General features: G+C 72.8%; 21 protein-coding genes. 10 read left to right on the forward strand and 11 right to left on the reverse strand.

The window, feature by feature from the left end; translation table 11 throughout:
- Positions 1–30: 30 nt before the first annotated feature.
- Complete coding sequence (locus LADH09A_RS17785) at positions 31–975, reverse strand: DMT family transporter (protein ID WP_238646500.1); 945 nt, start codon at positions 973–975, stop codon at positions 31–33.
- Between the two features lie 105 nt (positions 976–1080).
- On the opposite strand from LADH09A_RS17785, the gene LADH09A_RS17790 reads away from it, so the two are divergent.
- Positions 1081–1800, forward strand: a complete 720-nt coding sequence (locus tag LADH09A_RS17790) for an HAD family hydrolase (protein ID WP_238646502.1) — start codon at positions 1081–1083, stop codon at positions 1798–1800.
- Positions 1801–1808: 8 nt separating this feature from the next.
- Here the strand turns inward: LADH09A_RS17790 and LADH09A_RS17795 are convergent, their stop codons facing one another.
- Both LADH09A_RS17795 and LADH09A_RS17800 read right to left on the reverse strand, forming a co-directional pair.
- Positions 1809–2318, reverse strand: coding sequence for a hypothetical protein (locus LADH09A_RS17795; protein WP_238646504.1), 510 nt, complete (start codon positions 2316–2318; stop codon positions 1809–1811).
- A gap of 83 nt (positions 2319–2401) precedes the next feature.
- On the reverse strand, positions 2402–3271 hold the full coding sequence (locus tag LADH09A_RS17800; protein WP_238646506.1) for a PhzF family phenazine biosynthesis protein: 870 nt from the start codon (positions 3269–3271) through the stop codon (positions 2402–2404).
- 33 nt (positions 3272–3304) lie between these two features.
- On the opposite strand from LADH09A_RS17800, the gene LADH09A_RS17805 reads away from it, so the two are divergent.
- The 3 genes from LADH09A_RS17805 to LADH09A_RS17815 all read left to right on the forward strand — a co-directional run bounded on the left by LADH09A_RS17805 (position 3305) and on the right by LADH09A_RS17815 (position 6456).
- Positions 3305–4588 carry a magnesium transporter MgtE N-terminal domain-containing protein gene (locus LADH09A_RS17805; RefSeq protein ID WP_238646508.1) on the forward strand — a complete coding sequence of 428 codons (1284 nt, stop codon included), beginning with the start codon at positions 3305–3307 and terminating at the stop codon, positions 4586–4588.
- A complete protein-coding gene (locus tag LADH09A_RS17810) occupies positions 4581–5231 on the forward strand; it encodes a DUF1003 domain-containing protein (protein ID WP_238646510.1) in 651 nt (216 codons plus the stop codon). The genes LADH09A_RS17805 and LADH09A_RS17810 overlap by 8 nt, the downstream gene beginning before the upstream one ends.
- Positions 5232–5307: 76 nt before the next feature.
- Positions 5308–6456 carry an Mrp/NBP35 family ATP-binding protein gene (locus LADH09A_RS17815; RefSeq protein ID WP_238646512.1) on the forward strand — a complete coding sequence of 383 codons (1149 nt, stop codon included), beginning with the start codon at positions 5308–5310 and terminating at the stop codon, positions 6454–6456.
- A 787-nt stretch (positions 6457–7243) separates the two neighbouring features.
- Here LADH09A_RS17815 and LADH09A_RS17820 read toward each other — a convergent pair.
- The gene (locus tag LADH09A_RS17820) at positions 7244–7666 is read right to left on the reverse strand and encodes a twin-arginine translocase TatA/TatE family subunit (RefSeq protein ID WP_238646514.1); all 423 of its coding nucleotides are present in this window, start codon (positions 7664–7666) and stop codon (positions 7244–7246) included.
- A 76-nt stretch (positions 7667–7742) separates the two neighbouring features.
- Complete coding sequence (locus LADH09A_RS17825; protein WP_372492303.1) at positions 7743–9077, reverse strand: S1C family serine protease; 1335 nt, start codon at positions 9075–9077, stop codon at positions 7743–7745.
- Between the two features lie 590 nt (positions 9078–9667).
- Here LADH09A_RS17825 and LADH09A_RS17830 point away from each other — a divergent pair.
- A complete protein-coding gene (locus LADH09A_RS17830; RefSeq protein WP_088952177.1) occupies positions 9668–10237 on the forward strand; it encodes an O-methyltransferase in 570 nt (189 codons plus the stop codon).
- A 5-nt stretch (positions 10238–10242) separates the two neighbouring features.
- Here LADH09A_RS17830 and LADH09A_RS17835 read toward each other — a convergent pair whose 3' ends face one another.
- Complete coding sequence (locus LADH09A_RS17835) at positions 10243–11718, reverse strand: leucyl aminopeptidase family protein (protein ID WP_238646518.1); 1476 nt, start codon at positions 11716–11718, stop codon at positions 10243–10245.
- Positions 11719–11865: 147 nt separating this feature from the next.
- Positions 11866–12033 carry a DUF3117 domain-containing protein gene (locus tag LADH09A_RS17840; protein WP_007455245.1) on the reverse strand — a complete coding sequence of 56 codons (168 nt, stop codon included), beginning with the start codon at positions 12031–12033 and terminating at the stop codon, positions 11866–11868.
- Positions 12034–12223: 190 nt separating this feature from the next.
- Here LADH09A_RS17840 and LADH09A_RS17845 point away from each other — a divergent pair, with 190 nt between their 5' ends.
- The 4 genes from LADH09A_RS17845 to LADH09A_RS17860 are packed head-to-tail and all read left to right on the forward strand — an operon-like array spanning position 12224 to position 16452.
- Positions 12224–13042, forward strand: a complete 819-nt coding sequence (locus LADH09A_RS17845; RefSeq protein ID WP_238646520.1) for a PaaX family transcriptional regulator — start codon at positions 12224–12226, stop codon at positions 13040–13042.
- A 4-nt stretch (positions 13043–13046) separates the two neighbouring features.
- Positions 13047–13838, forward strand: a complete 792-nt coding sequence (locus LADH09A_RS17850; RefSeq protein WP_238646522.1) for an enoyl-CoA hydratase-related protein — start codon at positions 13047–13049, stop codon at positions 13836–13838.
- A gap of 59 nt (positions 13839–13897) precedes the next feature.
- Positions 13898–15196: a DUF1800 domain-containing protein gene (locus LADH09A_RS17855; RefSeq protein ID WP_238646524.1), complete on the forward strand. Its 1299-nt coding sequence runs from the start codon at positions 13898–13900 to the stop codon at positions 15194–15196.
- 14 nt (positions 15197–15210) lie between these two features.
- Positions 15211–16452, forward strand: a complete 1242-nt coding sequence (locus LADH09A_RS17860; RefSeq protein WP_238646526.1) for a DUF1501 domain-containing protein — start codon at positions 15211–15213, stop codon at positions 16450–16452.
- Here LADH09A_RS17860 and LADH09A_RS17865 read toward each other — a convergent pair.
- Positions 16449–17072, reverse strand: coding sequence for a hypothetical protein (locus tag LADH09A_RS17865; RefSeq protein ID WP_238646528.1), 624 nt, complete (start codon positions 17070–17072; stop codon positions 16449–16451). The two genes, LADH09A_RS17860 and LADH09A_RS17865, sit on opposite strands and share 4 nt — an antisense overlap.
- Before the next feature lie 25 nt (positions 17073–17097).
- Complete coding sequence (locus LADH09A_RS17870; RefSeq protein ID WP_308194606.1) at positions 17098–17667, reverse strand: DNA-3-methyladenine glycosylase I; 570 nt, start codon at positions 17665–17667, stop codon at positions 17098–17100.
- Positions 17668–17804: 137 nt separating this feature from the next.
- Here LADH09A_RS17870 and LADH09A_RS17875 point away from each other — a divergent pair, with 137 nt between their 5' ends.
- Positions 17805–18698 (forward strand): sterol desaturase family protein, encoded by an 894-nt coding sequence (locus LADH09A_RS17875; protein WP_238646530.1) that lies wholly within the window; start codon positions 17805–17807, stop codon positions 18696–18698.
- On the opposite strand, the gene LADH09A_RS17880 is transcribed toward LADH09A_RS17875, so the two are convergent.
- Together LADH09A_RS17880 and LADH09A_RS17885 are read right to left on the reverse strand one after the other, a co-directional pair.
- A complete protein-coding gene (locus LADH09A_RS17880; protein ID WP_238646532.1) occupies positions 18643–19140 on the reverse strand; it encodes an SRPBCC family protein in 498 nt (165 codons plus the stop codon). The genes LADH09A_RS17875 and LADH09A_RS17880 overlap by 56 nt on opposite strands.
- Positions 19137–19739: a DivIVA domain-containing protein gene (locus LADH09A_RS17885; RefSeq protein ID WP_238646534.1), complete on the reverse strand. Its 603-nt coding sequence runs from the start codon at positions 19737–19739 to the stop codon at positions 19137–19139. Before LADH09A_RS17885 ends, LADH09A_RS17880 begins: the two co-directional genes overlap by 4 nt.
- Positions 19740–19763 lie beyond the last annotated feature (24 nt).

Genomic DNA, 19763 nt, shown 5'->3' on the forward strand with positions numbered 1-19763 from the left:
TTCTCAGGTCGCCCCGCCGCCGTCGTGTCGTCAGTCGTCCAACGGGGTGGGGTCGGCCGGCAGTGCGGTCGGTGCGGCCCGACGCCCGCCGAGCACCACCACCGCCACCCCGGCCAGCAGCAGCGCCATCCCCAGCAGCGCGTACGGGCGGGGAACCTGACCCAGCCAGGCCCAACCGAGCAGCGCCGCGCCGGGCGCCTCCAGCAGGATCAGCACGCTCACCGTGGTCGCCGGGATCTTCTTGAGGGCGTAGTTGAACATCGAGTGCCCGAGCAGTTGTGCGCCCACCACCAGGGCGAGGATGGCCAGCCAGGTGTTCCCGTCGAACCCGGTCAGCCGTACCCCGCCGATCAGGCACATGACCAGCAGGAGCAGCGCGCAGATCCCGTAGCAGATGGTGGTGTAGGTGGTGGTGCTGATGCTGGTCCGGGCCCGCTCACCGAAGGCGGTGTAGACGGCGGCGAACATGCCGCCGGTCAACGCCAGCACGTCGCCGAGGACGGCCCTGCCGGAGACGCCCACGTCCACACCGGTGGCGATCGCTGCGCCGCCGACCGCCACCGCGATGCCGATCCACACGATCCGGGGCAGCCCACGCCCCTGGGCGCGCGCGATCAGCCCCTGCCAGACCGGCTGGGTGGCGACCAGGGCGGTGGACGTGGCGACCGAGGTGAGCTGGGCGCTCGGCACCCAGGTGGCGAAGTGACCGGCCAGCGCGACCCCGGACAGGATGCAGAACAGTCCCTCCCGCCGACCCACGCCGGTGGTCAGCCTGCGGAACTCGGCCCGACGCCGGGCCAGCGCGAAGGGGCTCAGCACGGCCACCGCCAGCAGGTTGCGCCAGAACGCGATGGCCAGCGCGGGTGCGGCGGCGTACGCGATCAGTGGCGCGGACGACGACACGGCGACGACGGCCAGGCCGACCGCGCCGGTGGTCAGCGGATCGAGGGACGGCCGAGGTGAAGGTGGGGACACGGGACGTAATCCTCACACGTATGACGGACAGCACGGAGGGTCATCACTCCGTTACGATCACGCACGTCCGCGCCGCCGACCCCGACCGCCCGGAGGCGCTCCCCCATGCCCACCTACCAGGCGGTGCTGTTCGACTTCTTCGGCACCCTGACCCGTTCGGTGCAGCGCGGTGTCGCGCACGCCGGCACCGCCGAACTGCTCGGGTGTGACACCGCAACGTTGACCGAGGTGCTGGATCGCACGTACTACGAGCGGGCCACCGGTCGACTCGGCAACGCGGAGGCGACCCTTCGGTGGGTGTGCGCCCAGGCCGGCGTACACCCCAGCGACACCGCGGTGCGAGCGGCCGTGGCGTCCCGGCACCGCGCGGTCCGCGCGGACACCTGGCTCCGGGCCGACGCCGTCCCGGTGCTGGCGGCCCTGCGCCAGCGCGGCCTGCGCACCGGCGTGATCAGCGACTGTACGCACGAGCTGCCGGCCTTCCTGCCACAGCTCGCGGTCGCCCGGCTGCTCGACGTGCAGGTCTTCTCGGTGCAGGTCGGACGCTGCAAGCCGGACCCGGCGCTCTACCTGACCGCCTGTCAGCGGCTCGGGCTCGCCCCGCGCGACTGCCTGTACGTCGGTGACGGCGGCAGCCAGGAGTTGACCGGTGCCGAGCGGGCCGGGATGACCGCCGTCCGGCTCGCCGCGCCGGACCTGGCCACGCACATGGTGTTCAACGCCGACCTGGACTGGCGCGGCCCCACACTGAGCACCCTGCGCGAGGTGCTCGCCCTCGTCGACGTCGACGCCGAGGTGGTGGGTGCCGGCGGCCGGGCGGGTTGACGCGCCGATCAGCGGCGACGCACCCGGTGCAGGCGGAACGGCTTGCGGGTGGCCCGGACGGCCGGCGTGGGCCGAGGCGGCTCGGCCTGCGCGTCGGCCGGCAGGTCCGCGCCCGCCAACGGCGTTCCGGCCGGGGCGAGCCTGTTCACCGCGCATCCGTCGGCAGCCCAGCGGGCCACCAGGTCGGCGGTCGGGCCGGGCGCGTTGAGACGCTTCGCCGCCACCAGCGGGGCGGTGGTGTCCCACGCCTCGGTGCCCGGCTGCACCCGGCTCACCTGCGCCGACCAGGTGACGATCCGACCACCGTGGTCGCCGCGCAGGGAGACCTGCGCCTCGGTGGCGTCCGCCAGACCCGGCGCTGCCTGCTCACCCGGCCCGCTGACCACCAGCAGCGCGCCCTCCAGCGGGGCGCACCAGAGCGCGAGCGCCGGCCCGCCGGCAACGCTGACCCAGGCCACGGCGGCCTTCTTCATCGCCTCGTCGACCAGCGGCGTCGACCCACGCGCGTCGTCAGTCACCCTCGCATCCTGCCGCACCTCGGGCGCTGACGCGTAGGCCGCCGGTCAAGAAGGGGCGCTTTTCCAGCGCAGCCTTCCGTCGGTCAGCCCACGAACGGCGGCACGGCGATCTCGCCGCGCGCCACCGGCATCACCTGACCGGCGACGGTCGCGCCGACCGCCACGCCGTTCGCCGCGGTGACCGTGCAGGTCAGGGCGGACGGGCGGTTCATCTCCACACCCTGACGAACCGCGTAACGGGACAGCCCCTCGGCCGGCAGCAGACCGCTCGCCACCAGCCAGACACCGAGGCCGAGGGCCGCCGATCCGGTCGCCGGATCCTCCGGGACACCGATCCCCGGCACGAAGACCCGGGCGTGCGCGGTTTGCGTGGTGGCGTCCCAGGAGAAGACGCTGACGTGCGACACCCCATACCGCTGCGCCGCCGCCACGTTCACCCCCGCGCGGGCCACCGACTCCGGACGCACCGGCAGGTACGGGAACTCCAACCCACAGCCGGCGACGCGGGGGGCGGGCCCGATGTGGTCGTCCGCGACCAGCCCGGCGATCTCCAGCAACGGCTCCGGGTCCAACTCCGGCCCGAGAGTCGGTGTGCCCCCGGTCAACGTCGCCCCGGACGCGGTCACCTCGATCGGCAGCACCCCGGCCTGGCATTCCTGGGTGACCTGCCCCACACCGAACATGCCCCGCCGGCTGGCGGTGACCGCCGCGCCGACACTCGGGTGCCCGGCGAACGGCAACTCCTCCACCGGGGTGAAGATCCTGGCCCGGTAGGTGACGCCGACCTGGGTCGGTGGCAGCACGAACACCGTCTCGGACAGGTTGAACTCCAGCGCGAGCGCCTGCATCTGCTCGGTGGCCAGCGCCTCCGCGCCGAACACCACGGCCAGCGGGTTGCCGGCGAAGGGGCGGTCGGTGAAGACGTCCACGATCTCGTAGGCCAAGGTCGACATGTTGATAAACACTAGGCGCTTAGGCTGGTGCCCGTGAGCACGCCGACCCGGGTCTACATCGCCCGTCTCGCCGGAGTCGCCGTCTTCGATCCGAACGGTGACCAGGTGGGACGGGTCCGTGACGCCGTGGCACGGCTGCGGGCGACCAAACGTCCCCCGGAGGTCGTGGGCCTCGTCGCCGAGATGCCGATGCGCCGCCGGATCTTCCTGTCCATCAACCGGATCACCTCCATCGACGCGGACGCCGTCGTGCTGGGCTCCGGCACCCTCAACCTGCGCCGGTTCGAGAAGCGCGCGAACGAGCTGCTGGTGCTCCAGGAACTGCTGGACCGGCGGGTACAGCTCGACCCCGGCGGCCAGCCCGGCGCCGTCGTGGACGTCGCGATGGAGTGCACCCGGGGTGGCGAGTGGTCGCTGACCCGCGTCGCCGTACGGGAGCAGACCGGGCGGCTCAGCCGCCGCGGCCACCTGCACCAGGTCGAGTGGGACCGGGTGCGCGGGCTCAGCGGCATCGCCGACAACCGGGGTACGGCCAACCTGCTCGCCGTCCTGGAGGACATGCGCCCGGCCGACCTGGCCAACGCGCTACAGGACCTGCCCGACGCCCGGCGCAACGAGGTCGCGGCCGCGCTGGACGACGAGCGGCTGGCCGACGTGCTCAGCGAGCTGCCCGAGCACGACCAGGTGGAGATCCTCGCCGCCCTCGACCGGGAGCGGGCCGCCGACGTCCTCGAGGAGATGGACCCGGACGACGCCGCGGACCTGCTCAACGAGCTGCCCCCACCGGAGCAGGACGTGCTGCTGGACCTGATGGAGCCGGACGAGGCCGACCCGGTACGTCAGCTTCTGAAGTACACGCCCGGCACCGCGGGCAGTGTGATGACCTCGGAGCCGGTCATCCTGCCGCCGGACGCCACCGTCGCCGAGGCGCTGGCCCGGATCCGGGAGCCACAGCTCTCCCCCGCCGTCGCCGCGCAGGTCTTCGTGACCCGGGCGCCGCAGAACACCCCGACCGGCCGCTACCTGGGCATGGTGCACTTCCAGGCGCTGCTGCGTGAACCACCGGCCGACCTGCTGGGCAAGGTGGTGGTCAACGACATCGACCCGCTGCGCCCGACCACCCCGTTGCCGGAGATCACCCGTCGGATGGCCACCTACGACCTGGTCGCCATGCCGGTGATCGACCGGAGCAACCGCCTGGTCGGCGCCGTGACCGTGGACGACGTGCTGGACCACTCACTACCCCGGGACTGGCGGGACCGCGACGCCCTGGCCGCCTCGGGCACCACCGACGCGCTGGACGGCGCGGATGGCTGAGCAACGGCGTAACGAGCGACTCGACCAGCCGCGCGAGCCCCGGGGCATCAAGCTGCCCCGGTTCGACGCGGAGGCGTTCGGCCGGTGGTCGGAGGGCATCGCCCGGGGCATGGGCACCGCCAACTTCATCGTCGTCATGACGGTGGTGATCGCCATCTGGTTCGTCTGGAACACGTTGGCCCCGGCGGACCTGCGCTTCGACCCGTACACCTTCACGTTCCTGACCCTGGTGCTGTCGTTGCAGGCCAGCTACGCGGCGCCGCTGATCCTGCTGGCCCAGAACCGGCAGGCCGACCGGGACCGGGTGGCCCTGGAGGAGGACCGGCGGCGAGCCACCGCGCAGAAGGCGGACACCGAGTACCTGGCGCGGGAGATCGCCGCACTGCGGATCGCCCTGGGTGAGGTGGCGACCCGCGACTTCCTCCGCTCCGAGCTGACCCGGCTGGCCGAGGAGCTGGACGAGGCGGGGCAGCGCCGGCAACGGCTGGAGCGCCGCCAGCAGGACAAGGACATCCGGCAGGAGAAGCGCGGCAGGCGCCCGACCGACGGCGTCGGCCTGGAAGAACCACGCGACGACCTGGACGGCGACTTCGCCCGGGACGCCCGGCCCGACGGCACCGGGCCGCGCCTGCCGGACAGCTGATCAGCGGCTCATCGATTGGCTCACACCGCCCCGGCCAACGGCGGCAGCGGATGCCCCGCGACGTAGCATTGCGGGCATGTCAGCACCCGTGAGCACCGTCGAGGACGCGATCCAGGCCGCCCTGGCCACCGTCAACGACCCGGAGATCCGCCGGCCCATCACCGAGCTGGGCATGGTCCGCTCCGCCACGATCGCTGCCAGCGGCGTCGTACGCGTCGAGCTCCTGCTCACCGTCGCCGGCTGCCCGCTCAAGGACAAACTGCGTACGGACATCACCACCGCGCTCGTCGCGGTGCCCGGCGTCACCGGCGTCGAGATCGACTTCGGTGTGATGAGCCCCGAGCAGCGGCAGTCGTTGCAGTCGCAGCTGCGCGGCGGAGGCGCCACCGAGGAGCCCGTCATCCCGTTCGCCCAGCCCGGCTCGCGCACCCGGGTGTACGCGGTCGCCAGCGGAAAGGGTGGCGTCGGCAAGTCCAGCGTGACGGTCAACCTCGCGGCGGCCCTCGCCGCCCGCGGGCTCTCCGTCGGCGTGGTCGACGCCGACATCTACGGCCACTCGGTGCCCCGGATGCTCGGCACGGAGGCCCGGCCCACCCGCGTCGAGGACATGATCATGCCGCCGCAGGCGCACGGCGTGAAGGTGATCTCCATCGGCATGTTCACCTCCGGCAACGCCGCAGTGGTGTGGCGCGGCCCGATGCTGCACCGCGCGTTGCAGCAGTTCCTGGCCGACGTCTACTGGGGCGACCTGGACGTGCTCCTGCTCGACCTGCCCCCGGGCACGGGTGACGTGGCCATCTCGCTGGCCCAGTTGCTCCCCAACTCGGAGATCCTGATCGTCACCACCCCACAGACCGCCGCCGCCGAGGTGGCCGAACGGGCCGGTGCGATCGCCCTGCAGACCCACCAGCGGGTCGTCGGCGTCATCGAGAACATGTCCTGGCTGGAGCTTCCGGACGGCTCCCGGATGGAGATCTTCGGTGCCGGGGGTGGCACTGCCGTCGCCGAGTCGCTGAGCCGCACCATCGGCGCCCAGGTGCCGCTGCTCGGGCAGATCCCGCTGGACACCCGGGTCCGCGAGGCCGGTGACGCGGGCAACCCGATCGTGCTGGCCGAGCCAGAGTCCCCGGCCGCGCAGGCACTCGGCACGATCGCCGACCGGCTCGCGCTGCGCCGTGAGTCGCTGCTCGGCAAGCCGCTCGGCCTCAAGCCCGCCGGGCGCTGACCACCACGACACCCGCCAGCCCGTCGGCCACCGTTGGCCGGCGGGCTGAGTCGTGTCCACGGGTGAGTTGCCCAGCCCAGGCACGGCGGCGCGACCGGCGCGACCGGCGCGACCGGCATGGTCAACTCTGGTTCCCAGAAGTCGGGGCATCCCGGGCCGGTTGAAAGGCCGACTTCCTGAAACCCGAGTCGATCAAAGCGGGCGCAGGCCGCGCCGGCTCAGAGCGGGCAGACTCAGGCCGGGCAGACGCAAGCCGCGCGAGCACCGAGCCGGAGAGCGCCCAGGCCGCGCGCCCGACACGGCCGCACGGACATGGTCAACTCGGGTTTCCAGAAGCCGGGGCATCCCGCGCCGGTTAAAGGCCGACTTCCTGAAACCCGAGTCGATCAAAGCGAGCGCAGGCCGCGCCGGCTCAGAGCGGGCAGGCTCAGGCCGGGCAGACGCAAGCCGCGCGCGCACCGAGCCGGAGAGCGTCCGGGCCGCGCGCCCGACACTGCCGCTCGGTCATGGTCAACTCGGGTTCCCAGAAGCCGGGGCATCCCACGCCGATTAAAGGCCGACTTCCTGAAACCCGAGTCGATCAAAGCGAGCACCGAGCCCGGCGGGCACAGGCAGCGGCAGGCGGCGCGAGCGACGAACCGGAGAGCGCCGAGCCGGGCCTGAGCAGGCCGGGCGGGCACAGACCGGGCCGGGCACAGACCGGGCCGGGCGCGGGCCGGGCGAAACGAGCCGACCAAGGCCAGGCCAACCGAGGCCGAGCGGACCTAGCGGACCGAGCGCGGGTCGGTCAGGTGGCGTCGTCGTAGCTGACGCGGGGGGCCGGCGCCGAGGGGCTGCTGGTGGCTGTGCCGGACCGAGGGCCGTCCGACCGCAGGTCCGCGGAGCTGGCCACGTCCTTCAGGTCGTCGTGCACGCTGCTGACGTCCGCGCGCAGGTTGTCGTAGACGCCCTGCAACGGCTTACGGATCGCCGCCTCGTCCTCCTCGCTCAGGAGGTGCTTCCGGATGAACGCCTTCGGGTGCAGGTCTTCCAGCTGGATGTCGGTGCCCAGCTCGCGACTCAGGTCGCCGGTGGCGTTGCGGGCCATGTTGCGCAGGTTGCGCACCAGCCGCAGGCCGTCGGTGATGACTGCGGGCAGCCGGTCACCGAAGATCAGCAGCGCCAGGAGCAGCAGCGCTCCGATTTCCCACCAGTTCAGGTTGTCGAGCATCCCGCTGGCCTCCTCTCGGCGTCAGCAGCAAGACTACGCACGCCGGAAGGCGTTCGGGCAAGGGGTGAGCCGGTGTTCACTTCGCGTCCGCGGCGAGAGTTACCGAGGTGTTCTGCCGGGCGGAGCCCCGCCGGAACTCGATGGTCACCACCGAGCCCGGCGCGTACTTGCGTACCAGCGCGGTCAGGTCTGTCGGCTCGGTCATCGGCCGGCCGTTGATCTTGAGGATCACGTCGCCGACCTTCAGCCCGGCACTGTCCGCGGGGCCGGACGGCTCCACCTCCGCCAGCCGCAGGCCACCCCCGAGAACTCCGGTCGGGCCGTCCACGCGGGCGCCGATCACGGTACGCCGGGCCTTGCCGGTGCCGATGATGTCCTGGGTCACCCGCTTGGCCTGGTTGATCGGGATGGCGAAGGCGAGGCCGATGTTGCCCGCCTCCTGCCCTTCAGCGACCAGTGACTTGATGGTGGAGTTGACCCCGACCACCCGCCCGGCGCCGTCGACCAACGGCCCGCCCGAGTTGCCGTGGTTGACCGCGGCGTCAGTCTGGATCGCCGCGTAGTAGCGCACCGGCCCACCCGGCTCACCGGCCTGCATCGTCCGGTCCAGGGCACTCACGATGCCGGCGGTGACCGTGTTGGCCAGCGACAGCGGCGAGCCCATGGCGAGCACCGGGTCGCCGACGGCCAGCGCGTCGGAGTCCCCGAACTCCACGGCCCGCAGGCCGGGACGACTCACCTTGATCACGGCGATGTCCGACTCCGGGTCCTGACCGACGATGGTCGCCGGCGCGGTGCTGCCGTCGTTGAAGACCACCGAGGCCTTGCCGGTGCCGCCGGCCACCACATGGTCGTTGGTGATCACGTGCCCGTCGGCGGTGGCGATGAAGCCGGAGCCCTCGCTGGTGCCGCCCAGGCTGCTCACCCGCACGGTGACCACGCTGGGCAGGACCCGTTCGGCGACACCGGCAAGGGACTCCGGCTTGCGCTGGGCCAGCGCCGGGACCTCCGCTGGCGCACCGCCGAGCACCGCCCCACCGGCCCCGCCGCGCACCGCGAACGCATAGCCGAGCGCGCCGCCGAGGGTGCCGGCCAGCAGAGCGGTGAGTACGGGGATGAGCAACAGGTGACGCAGCGTCGGTCGGCCCGGCGCGTCCGGGTTGGTGACCGCCTCGGGTTCGGTGCCGGCCGCCACCACGCCGGGCACCACCACCGCGGCCGGCGCAGCCGGGTCCCGCCAAGGGTCGGCAAGGGCGTCCGACCACCAGGGCGACGCCGCGGCCGAGCCGGACGCGCCAGATCCGGGCCAGCTCGATGACACCCCGGCCGAACCGGGGGCAACAGATCCGGGCCAACCCGGCGACACCCCGGCCGTACCGGGCGCGCCAGATCCGGGCCAACCCGGCGACACCCCGGCCGTCCCGGGCGCGCCAGATCCGGGCCAACCCGGCGACACCCCGGCCGTACCGGGCGCGCCAGATCCGGGCCAACCCGGCGACGGCCCGACGGTCGGCACACCGGCCCCGGGTGTCGCCGGCGGGTGCCCTGGTGCCGGCCCGCCACCTGACGGCACGACGGGCACGTTGCCAGCCCCCGGCGTGGTCGGCGATCCCGCCGGAGGGGTCCCTGCCCCGGGCGGTTGCGCCGGGGTCTCACCGCCCCGGCGCCAGTCCCAGCCGTCGGTCACGTCGGTGCCTCCCAGTCCGTCCCCGGATCCCGCGCCGCGTCGCCCGGCCACGGGCCGGTTCGGTCGCGGCTGACGGGATACCGCCTCCAGGATTGCACGGATGCCCGCGGTGGAGTCACCGCTTGCCCCGGCGATCGCAACAGGCGGAGGCGCGGCAGCGCCTCACGACGGTCGCCTCTACGCTCACAGTGCCAACCCGCCCCCGCACCACGCACCGCCCCCGGAGGTGCCCCATCGCCACGGTCGCCGGTTCCGGCAGTTCGACGGCACAGGCTCAGCAGTTCGCCGAGTCGTACGTCACCGAGGATCTCGTTCTGCGCACCGCCCGCAGCCTGGCCCGGGAGGTGGGCCTCGACGCGGTCACCCCCGGCGCGGGAGCGGCGCTGCGGCTGCTGGCCGCTGCCGGCAACGCCCGCGCCGTGGTGGAGATCGGCACCGGCACCGGGGTGAGCGGCGTCTGGCTGCTCCGCGGGATGCGCGCCGACGGTGTGCTCACCACCATCGACGTGGAGGTGGAGCACCAGCGGATCGCCCGACGGATCTTCGCCGAGGCGGGCTTCGCCGCCGGCCGTACGCGGATCATCACCGGCCGCGCGCTGGACGTGCTGCCCCGGCTCGCCGACGGCGCGTACGACCTGGTCTTCGTGGACGCGGAGGCGACCGGCTTCCATGCCTGCGTGGAGGCGGCGCTGCGGCTGTTGCGCCCGGGGGGCGTGCTCGCGCTCAACGGTGTGCTGGCTGGCGGCCGGATCGGTGACCCGGCCGCCCGGGACGCGGAGACGGTGACCGTCCGCGAGACGATCAAGGCGGTCCGGGAGTCGGAGCACTGGATACCCGCCCTGCTTCCGGTCGGGCACGGGGTGCTCGCCGCGGTGAAGTGCTGAGCCGGTCAGTCGACGCTGGCGAGCCAGCGCAGCAACCAGCGCACGCCCCAGCCGGTGGCACCACGGCTGACCTCGGCCTGGTCGCCGTCGGCCCAGGACGGGGCCGACATGTCCAGGTGCAGCCAGCGGTCCCGTAGGTCGCCGGTGAACTCACGCAGGTAGAGGGCGGCCAGCACGGAGCCGGCACCCTGCGCCGGCGCGCTGTAGAGGTCGGCGATCTCGCTGCCCAGGTATTCGACGTAGTCGCCGTGCAGCGGCATCCGCCACACCGACTCGCCGGCCGCTTCGGCCGCTTCCCGTACGTCGGCGGCCAGTTGGTCGTTCTCGCTGTACAGGGCGGCGGTGCGCTTGCCCAGGGCGACGGCGTTGGCCCCGGTGAGGGTGGCCAGGTCGAGCAGCAGGTCCGGCTTGAGCTGCTGCACCGCGTACGCGAGCGCGTCGGCGAGGACCAGTCGGCCCTCGGCGTCGGAGTTGGTCGTCTCGCTGGTCGTGCCGCCGTAGTGCCGGACGACGTCGCCGGGGCGGAACGCCGAGCCGCTGACCATGTTCTCGGCGAGCGGGGCCAGCGTGGTGACCCGGACCGGCAGCCGCAGCGTGGCGGCGCCCAGGGTGGCGGCGACGACCGCAGCCGCGCCGGCCATGTCCTTGCGCATCAGCTTCATTGCCGGCACCGGCTTGATCGAGATGCCGCCGGTGTCGAAGGTGATGCCCTTGCCGATCAGCACCACGTGCGTACGTGCGTCGGCGGGGTGCCAGTCCAGTTCGACGAGTCGGGGCCCGCTGGCCGAGCCGCCGCCGACGGCGAGGATGCCGCCGAAGCCCTCGGCGGCCAGGTCGTCCGGGCCACGGACCCGCAGCCGCAGGTCGGGCAGGTCGGCTGCGGCGGTGGCCACCTGCTCGGCGAACCACTGCGGGTTCTTCAGCGAGCTGGGGGTGTTGGTCAGGTCGCGGGCGAGGTGGGTCATCGCCGCGGTGGTCCGGGCCGTGCTGACGATGGTCTCGAACGAGCCCGGGTCGGCGAGGAGCAGATCGACGCTGCTGAGAGCGGGTGTGGTGCCGGCCTCGGTCATCCTGAACCGGTACGGGGCGAGCAGCAGCCCCTCGGTGAGCCCTCGGACGGCGGCCGGAGCCACGTCGGCCGGTAGCGCGATGGTGATATGCATCTCATCCGCGGAGGAGCGGGCCAGGGCCGCGCCGGCCGTCCGCCAGGCCGCCTCGTCGCCGCCACCGATGCCGAGCAGCAGCAGCCTGCCGGGAGTGCGCCCGGGGCGGAGCTGGGTGTGGATCTCGCCAGCCCGTCCGTTCAGTCGGGCCGCCGGAACCAGCGCGGCGGCCTCGTCGGCAGTGCCGTCCGGGGGCGCCACGGCGGTCGACACGGGCTCGGCCGTGGTGTCGTTACCCGCTGCCGGATCGGCGGCGCGGACAGGCAGGACGAGCACGTCGAGCCGGTCGGGCTCGGCGATCAGACGGATGGCGAGCACGCGGGACCGTACCTCCAGAAAAGTGTCGCGGAGCGGAACCGAGCCCGCCTGCCCGCGCTGATGAAGACCCTGAGCCACCGGTGATACCGGTGGCTCAGGGTCGAAAGAACGCTCCGGGCGGCGTGAGCCGCCCGGACCACTCCTTACTCAGCCGGCCGCTGCCTTCAACGCGTCACCGAGCGCGTTGGCCTCGTCGGGAGTCATCTCGACGACGAGCCGGCCACCGCCCTCCAGCGGGACCCGCATGACGATGCCCCGCCCCTCCTTGGTGACTTCCAGCGGACCGTCGCCCGTCCGCGGCTTCATCGCCGCCATGTTGTCTCCCCTCAGACCTACACCAGGGTCGGTGGGTTGCCCCACAGCCACTTCGTCACGACCACCCGCAACGGTCACGGGGGTGTCGACCAACGATTTTCCCTGATGAACACCGCCGGACCCAAACCGGAGCAGCATTGATGTAACAGCATCTAGCTTATCTTGAGAAGGCCTGTCACAATGTGCGGTCATGCAGGCACGGTCGGCACTCTTCGACCTGTACGGCGACCATCTCCGTCCGAGGGGTGGCCGTGCACCGGTTGCTGCCCTGGTCAAGCTGCTGGCGCCGCTGGGAATCGCACCGCCAGCCGTTCGCACCGCAGTGTCTCGGATGGTGCGCCAGGGCTGGCTGGAGCCACTCCGGTTGGTCTCCGGACCGGGATATTCGATCACACCGAAAGCAGCCCGACGACTCGACGAGGCAGCGGCCCGGATCTACCGGACCGGCCGGGTCACCTGGGACGGCCGGTTCGATCTGCTGGTGCTGGAGGCCCCCGGCTCCCGACGGGACCGGCAGCGTCTCGCCTCCAACCTGAGCTTCCTCGGCTACGGCACGCTCGACGAGCAGACCTGGGTGGCCACCCGCCCCGCCGAGGACGTGGACCTGCTCCTCGCCGAGGCGGGCATCCGGTTCGAGCGGTTCACCGCCTCGCACTTCGCCGGCACCCCGGGCGCGATGGGCGTGGTCCGGCGGGCGTGGAACCTCACCGAGATCGGCCACGCCTACGAGCGGTTCGTCGCGGACCAGCGCCCGCTGCTCGCGGCGGTCACCGTGCGCAGCACCGACGAGGAGGCGTACGCCACCCGGTTCCGGCTCGTGCACGCGTGGCGTACGTTCCTCTTCCAGGACCCGCAGCTGCCCCCGGCGCTGCTGCCCGAGCGCTGGCCCGGCACCGCCGCGGCCAGTTTCTTCGACCGGCACGCGGCACGTCTGCGTCCGGCCGCCGACCGGTACGTCGAACAGTGCCTCGACGCCGGCAACCGCCTCGTCCGACAGAAGGGTCGTTAGACACGTGACCGAGCCGCTGCTGGTCGACCGGACCGACGCCGTCGTCACCCTCACGCTGAACCGGCCGAACGCGATGAACGCGCTCGACGTGGCGCTCAAGGAGGCGCTGCGGGACGCCCTGGCGGAGCTGGAGACCGACCGTTCCTGCCGGGCGGTCGTGCTGGCCGGGGCTGGCGGGTCGTTCAGCGCCGGGCAGGACCTGCGCGAGCACGTGTCGACCCTGGAGAACTCCGCCAGTGACCCGCTGGGCACCGTGCGGGCGCACTACAACCCGATCGCCGCCCGGCTGGCCAACCTGCCCAAGCCGGTGATCGCCGCGGTCCGGGGAATGGCCGCCGGGGCCGGCGCGTCGCTGGCGTTTCTCGCCGACATCCGCATCGGCGGCCCGACGACCAGTTTCCTGATGGCCTTCGCCAAGGTCGGCCTCGCCGCCGACACCGGCGCCTCCTGGACGCTGCCCCGACTGGTCGGCCACGCCAAGGCGGTGGAGCTGCTGCTGCTGGCCGAGCCGGTCCGCGCCGAGGAGGCCTGCCGGCTGGGGCTGCTCAACCGCCTCACCGACGACGACGAGCAGGTGCTGCCGGCAGCACAGGAGTTGGCCGCCCGCCTCGCCGCCGGTCCCACCGTCGCGTACGGGGCGATCAAGCGGCAACTCTCCATCGCCGACGCCGGCACCCTCGCCGACGCCCTCGCGGCCGAGGCGCAGGCCCAGTCGATCTGCGGTGCCACCGCGGACCACCGGGCGGCCACGTTCGCCTTCGTCGGCAAGCAGAAACCGGTCTTCGAGGGACGCTGAACGCGATTCGCACGCCGCCCTTACCGTCCTCGAACACTCACCACCTAGCGTCGGCCGGTATGAGCGATCGTGAAGCGGTGGCGCACCTGCTGCGCCGGGCCACCTTCGGGCCGACCGCCGACGAGGTGGACGCGGCCGAGCGGGCCGGGCCGGCGGCGACGGTGGACCGGCTGCTCGCCCCGGGTCGGGCCGACCGTGGTGCGGCGGCCACGCCGGTGCCGGCGCTGGCCGCGGACCCGTACGCCCGGCTCACCGGCGAATCCACCCGGGAGCAGCGTCAGCAGGCCAACGCGGAGCGCCGGGAGCAGCTCCAGCAGGTCACCGGGTGGTGGCTGGACCGGATGGTGGCCGCCGAGGACGGGCTGACCGAGAAACTGCTCTTCTTCTGGCACGGGCACTGGGCGACCAGCGCCCAGAAGGTCAAGTCCGCGCGGACGATGCTGGCCCAGTTGGAGACGCTGCGCCGCCACGGGCGGGGGCCGCTGGGCCCGCTGGTCGCGGCGATGGTGCGCGATCCCGCCCTGATCGTCTGGCTGGACGGGCAGAAGAACACCCGCAAGGCACCGAACGAGAACCTGGCCCGCGAGCTGATGGAGCTGTTCACCCTCGGCATCGGCAACTACACCGAGGCGGACGTGAAGGCCGGCGCGCGTGCCCTGACGGGCTGGGTGGTCGACCGGCGTACCGGTGTCGCCCGTTTCGAGGCCAAGAGGCACGACCCCGGCGAGAAGACCATCCTCGGGCAGAGCGGCCGGTTCGACGCCGAGGCGTACGCCGCACTGCTGGCCGCCCAACCCGCGGCGGCGACCTTCGTGGCCGGGCGGCTCTGGTTCCGCTACGCCGGCACCGAGGTCCCGGCACCGGACGGCCTGGCCGGCGCGGACACCGTCGCGACCCTGCGCACGCTCTTCTCCTCGCCGGCCTTCGCCCAGTCCCGGGGCACGCTGGTCAAGCAGCCGGTGGAGTGGCTGGTCGGCGCGCTGCGACAGCTCGGCGTCCGGCCCTCCGCCCTGCCCGAGCAGCAACGTAAACAACTGCTGGCCGGTCTGAACGCGCTGGATCAGGTGCCGCTGCGACCGCCCAGCGTGGGCGGCTGGCCGGCCGGGGCGGCCTGGCTGACCACGTCGTCGTTGCAGGCCCGGCTGCGCACAGCCGGGATGCTCGCCGCCGCCACGGCCCCAGCGGTGCTGGCCCGGCTGACCGCCGCGCCCACCGCCGGCCGACCCGACGCGCTGGCCCGGCTGCTGGTGGTCGACGGCTGGAGCGCGCGCACCCGTGCCGCCCTCACGCCGCTGGCCGGCGAGCCCCGCAAGTTGCTGGCCGCCGGTCTGGTCAGCCCCGAATACACCGTCAGCTGAGCGGAGGAGTCGACATGGACACCCTGACCCGACGCAGGTTCCTGCTGACCAGCGGGGTGGTCGGCGCGGGAGCGCTGGCCGCCGGAGCCGGCGCGTACAGCCTGCGGGACCTGTTGGACACCAGCGGGGACCGCGACCCGCAGGCCCGCACCCTCGTGCTGGTGACCCTCTACGGCGGCAACGACGGGCTCAACACGGTCATCCCGTACGGCGACCCGGCCTACCGGGCGGCCCGCCCCGAGCTGGCGTACCCGGACGGGGAGGTGCTGCGGTTGGACGACGACTTCGGCCTCAACCCGGCGCTGGCCGGCCTGCACCAGCGCTGGTCCGGCGGTGGGCTGGCGATCGTGCGCGGGGTCGGCTACCCGAAGCCGGACCGCAGCCACTTCCGGTCGATGGACATCTGGCACACCGCACAGCCGGACCGGCCGGGCAACACCGGTTGGCTGGGCCGTTGGCTGGACTCCGCCGGCGGCGACCCCCGGCTGGCGGTCTCCTTCGAGCCGGCGCTGCCCCCGCTGCTGGCCGGGGCGACCAGTGCCGGCGCCGCCGTGCCGGTGAGCGACCGCAAGGCCGCCAAAGGGCTGTCGGCGGAGACGTTGAAGGCCTTCGAAGCGGCCGAGCCGGGTGAATCCGCCTCGCGGGCCCGGGCCGCCGCCTGCTTCGCCGACCTGCGGTCGGTGGACGAGATGATCCGCCAGGTACGCGACGCCGCCGACCCGGACACGCCGGACCCGGACGGCGAGCAGGCACCCGCGACGGCGACCGGCGGCGCACGCACCCCGCTGGACGCGCAGCTGGACCTGGTCGCGCAGTGCGTCGAGGCGGGAGTGTCCACCCGGGCGTTCTCGGTGTCGCTCGGTGGCTTCGACACGCACGCGGACGAGAAGCAGTTGCAGGCCGTCCTGCTGGGTCAGGTGGACCGGGCGTTGACCGGGTTCGCCGACCGGATGAGTCGCACCGAGGCGGGTCGGAAGGTGGTGGTGGCGGTCTACTCCGAGTTCGGCCGGCGCGTACGGGCGAACGCCTCGGACGGCACCGACCACGGCACCGCCTCGGACGTGCTGCTGCTCGGCGCGGGCGTCCGCGGCGGTTGGCACGGGGCGGCGCCGAGCCTCACCGACCTCGACGACGGCGACCTGAAGTTCACCACCGACTTCCGGGACGTCTACGCCACGCTGCTGGAGCGGGTGCTGGACACCGACCCGGGCCCGGTCCTCGCCGACTGGCGGGGCCGCCTGGACAAGCTGTTCTAGTCGTCCTCTTCCGGGTCCTGGTTGGCCTCGGCGCCCAGCACGAACGCCTGCATGGCCAGCTCGTCGCCGGCCGGCGACACGAAGGCGGGCAGCTCGCGGGGGCCCAACTCCTGCACGTAGGACCAGAACAGCCGGACCGCCTCGGCCGGTGTGCCGGCCTCGATCGGCAGGTCGAGGCTGACCAGCCAGGTGCGCCGCGCCGGGGGCGGGCCGAGCTGGTCGGCCAGCGCCCGGAAGGCCGCCGGCTCCAGTGCGGTGACCGGCCCGTCGAGCGTCAGCAGGTCGGCCGGCACCGGCTCGTCGAAGGCTCTGCGGGTGTACGCCACGACGAGCGTCCCCGGCTCGACGTCGGACTGCGGGTCGTCCGGGTCTTCCCGGTGGCGTTGACCCGTCGCGGCGACCCGGCCGAGGGCAACCAGCCGGGCCGGCGCGTCGACCAGCACGGCCACCTGGTCTCCCGGCCCTGGCCGGGAGACGTCTGTCAGACCGGTCAGCTCCAGCGTGTCGTGGTGCACGAGCCGCTCGGCTTCGTATCGTTCGGCTGGCAGAAGCACGGCCCAGGTGCCCACCCCGTCGGCACGGCCGGGTCCACCGGGCCGGTGCGCGGTCTCGGTCGTCATGCCTGCCATCCCATCATGTCGCCGATCAGAGGGTGACGTGACAGCCGACGATGTGATCGTCGACCATGCCGGTGGCCTGCATCAGCGCGTACGCCGTGGTCGGGCCCACGAACCGGAAGCCGCGCTTCTTGAGCGCCTTGGCCATCGCCGTGGACTCTGCGGTGATCGGCGCCAGCTCGGCGAACGAGGCGGGGCGGGCCGGCCGGCGTTCCGGCGCGAAGGACCAGAGCAGCTCGGACAACCCCTCCGGCAGCTCCAGTGCGGCGCGGGCGTTGGCGATCGCCGCCTCGATCTTGGCCCGGTTACGGACGATGCCCGCGTCGGCCAGCAACCGGATCACGTCGGCGTCGCCGTATCCGGCGACGGTCGGGATGTGGAACTCGTCGAAGGCCAGCCGGAACGCCGGGCGTTTGCGCAGGATGGTCAACCAGGACAAGCCGGACTGGAACGCCTCGAGCGTCATCCGCTCGTAGAGCGCGTCGTCGCCGCGCAGCGGACGCCCCCACTCGGTGTCGTGGTAGACGGCGTAGTCGGGGGTGCTCGACCCCCATGCGCAGCGCGCCAGCCCGTCGGGGCCGATCACCAGGTCTGTCACCTCGTACACGCTAGGGCATCGCACCGACACCCCATTGCCACCGGCCGCTCGGCTGCCTATGGTGCTTGTTACCGGCCGGTAGGGCGGGGTCACCCAGCGGTGCGCCCCGACCGGCGACGGCGAGCGGAGGCCGCGCGATGAAGGAATTCCCGGACGTCATCGCCTGGTCGATCCCCGCCTTCGTGCTCCTCATCGTGCTGGAACGGGTCTCCTACCTGCTGCACCGCGACGACGACGAGGTCGGCTACGGCGGTGCCGACACCGCCACCAGCCTGGCGATGGGCCTGGGCAGCATCTTCACCGACCTGCTCTGGAAGGTGCCGATCGCCGCCGCGTACGCGCTGCTCTACGCGCTGACCCCGCTGCGGGTGGCCGAGGTCTGGTGGACCTGGCCGCTGATCCTGCTCGCGCAGGACTTCTTCTACTACTGGTCCCACCGTGGCCACCACGTGATCCGGATCCTCTGGGCCTCGCACGTGGTGCACCACTCGTCGCAGCGGTTCAACCTCTCCACCGCGCTGCGCCAACCGTGGACCGGGCTGACCAGTTGGGTCTTCTACATCCCGCTGATCCTCGTCGGCGTACACCCGGCGGTGGTCGCGTTCTGCGGCTCGGTCAACCTGCTCTACCAGTTCTGGATCCACACCGAACGCATCGACCGTATGCCTCGCTGGTACGAGGCGGTGTTCAACACCCCGTCGCACCACCGGGTGCACCACGCCTCCCAGGGCGGCTACCTGGACCGCAACTTCGGCGGCATCCTGATCGTCTGGGACCGGCTCTTCGGCTCGTTCGCCGCCGAGCGGGAGCGCTGCGTGTACGGCCTCACCACGAACGTCGGCAGCTACAACCCGGTCCGGGTGGCCTTCCACGAGTACGCCTCGATCGCCCGCGACCTCCGCGCCGCGGCGACCTGGCGGCATCGGATCGGGCACCTCTTCCGCGCGCCGGGCTGGCAGCCGGCACCGGGCGCGGTCAGGGCAGCCGGCCCTGCTCGACCAGACGGGCGAACCTCTTCAGCGCCTGGGTGAGGCCGAGCTTGGAGCCGGGCCAGAGCAGCGGCCAGGCCAGTCGGCCGGCCCGGCCGCCCGGCAGGTGGAACCACTCGTGCCAGACGACCTGGGTGCGGGCCCGGCCCAACTGGGTGCAGCGCAGCACGCCCGGGCCGCGCAGCAACTGACCGTGGTGCACCACGCCGATCTCGTACGGTTCGTCGACCCGGACCACGCGCATCTCGTCGCGCAGCGTGGCCCGGCCGAGCGCGGTCACCGCCTCGATCCGGCTACCCTCGCGGCCGTCACCCTCGACCACCCGGACGCGGGTGAACGGGATCCAGTCGGACTGGCGCTCCCAGGCGAGCAGCGCGGCGAAGACCTGCTCCGCCGGGGCGTCGACGATCACCGTGGCGGTCACCTCACCGGCACCGGGTTGGGCTGCCTCCCGAAGGTCGTCAGCACTTCCCGGCTCGGTCACGCGGACTCCGACCGGGCCACCGCGTCGCGCTGCCCGGCGCCGTCGGGGGACGCGCCGTCGGTCTGCTCACGATCGCCGTCGGTCTGCTCACGATCGGCGGGCTCGCCGTCAGCCGGCGCCACGCCGTCGGAATCCGCCGGGGAGGACGTGGCGGCGGGCAGCGGACCCCCGCCGGGACCCACGACGTCGGTCGATGACACGTGCTCGGCAGGTTCGGCCGTGTCTGCGGTCGTCACCTTGCTGGCGGACTGCTCACGGGCCTGGCGCAGCGCCTCCGCGTCGTCGGTGCGGCCTTCACGCAACGCGGTGACCTCCGCCTCGAGTACGCCGATCAGCTCGGACTTGTAGCCGATGTCGTAGGCGGCGCGGCGCATCGCCTGATCGACCTGGGCCATCCGGTACCCGCGCAACCCGGTGTCGAAACGGACCGCCGCCACGTCGGATTCGCGCAGCGGGCGGGTGCCCGGCAACGCCACGGCCTGGGAATCCGGTTCGGTGGCCACCAGGCCGGGATCACGGCCGCTGACCAGCACCGTAACGCCGAATATCACCGCCGCGACAGTCAATGCCACGATCAGGAGGAGCAGAAGCTGACCCATGTACTGATCGTGGCATGGCAGCCG

It is taken from the genome of Micromonospora cabrerizensis, from assembly GCF_022230955.1.
Lineage (GTDB): Bacteria > Actinomycetota > Actinomycetes > Mycobacteriales > Micromonosporaceae > Micromonospora > Micromonospora cabrerizensis.

Excerpts from the sequence above, each read along its gene's own strand:
- LADH09A_RS17800 (WP_238646506.1), bottom strand. The coding sequence starts at position 3,271 with ATGTCGACCTTGGCCTACGAGATCGTGGACGTCTTCACCGACCGCCCC.
- LADH09A_RS17815 (WP_238646512.1), top strand. The coding sequence starts at position 5,308 with ATGTCAGCACCCGTGAGCACCGTCGAGGACGCGATCCAGGCCGCCCTG.
- LADH09A_RS17820 (WP_238646514.1), bottom strand. The coding sequence starts at position 7,666 with ATGCTCGACAACCTGAACTGGTGGGAAATCGGAGCGCTGCTGCTCCTG.
- LADH09A_RS17855 (WP_238646524.1), top strand. The coding sequence starts at position 13,898 with ATGAGCGATCGTGAAGCGGTGGCGCACCTGCTGCGCCGGGCCACCTTC.
- LADH09A_RS17885 (WP_238646534.1), bottom strand. The coding sequence starts at position 19,739 with ATGGGTCAGCTTCTGCTCCTCCTGATCGTGGCATTGACTGTCGCGGCG.
- LADH09A_RS17845 (WP_238646520.1), top strand. The coding sequence starts at position 12,224 with ATGCAGGCACGGTCGGCACTCTTCGACCTGTACGGCGACCATCTCCGT.
- LADH09A_RS17865 (WP_238646528.1), bottom strand. The coding sequence starts at position 17,072 with ATGACGACCGAGACCGCGCACCGGCCCGGTGGACCCGGCCGTGCCGAC.
- LADH09A_RS17840 (WP_007455245.1), bottom strand. The coding sequence starts at position 12,033 with ATGGCGGCGATGAAGCCGCGGACGGGCGACGGTCCGCTGGAAGTCACC.
- LADH09A_RS17810 (WP_238646510.1), top strand. The coding sequence starts at position 4,581 with ATGGCTGAGCAACGGCGTAACGAGCGACTCGACCAGCCGCGCGAGCCC.
- LADH09A_RS17860 (WP_238646526.1), top strand. The coding sequence starts at position 15,211 with ATGGACACCCTGACCCGACGCAGGTTCCTGCTGACCAGCGGGGTGGTC.
- LADH09A_RS17790 (WP_238646502.1), top strand. The coding sequence starts at position 1,081 with ATGCCCACCTACCAGGCGGTGCTGTTCGACTTCTTCGGCACCCTGACC.
- LADH09A_RS17875 (WP_238646530.1), top strand. The coding sequence starts at position 17,805 with ATGAAGGAATTCCCGGACGTCATCGCCTGGTCGATCCCCGCCTTCGTG.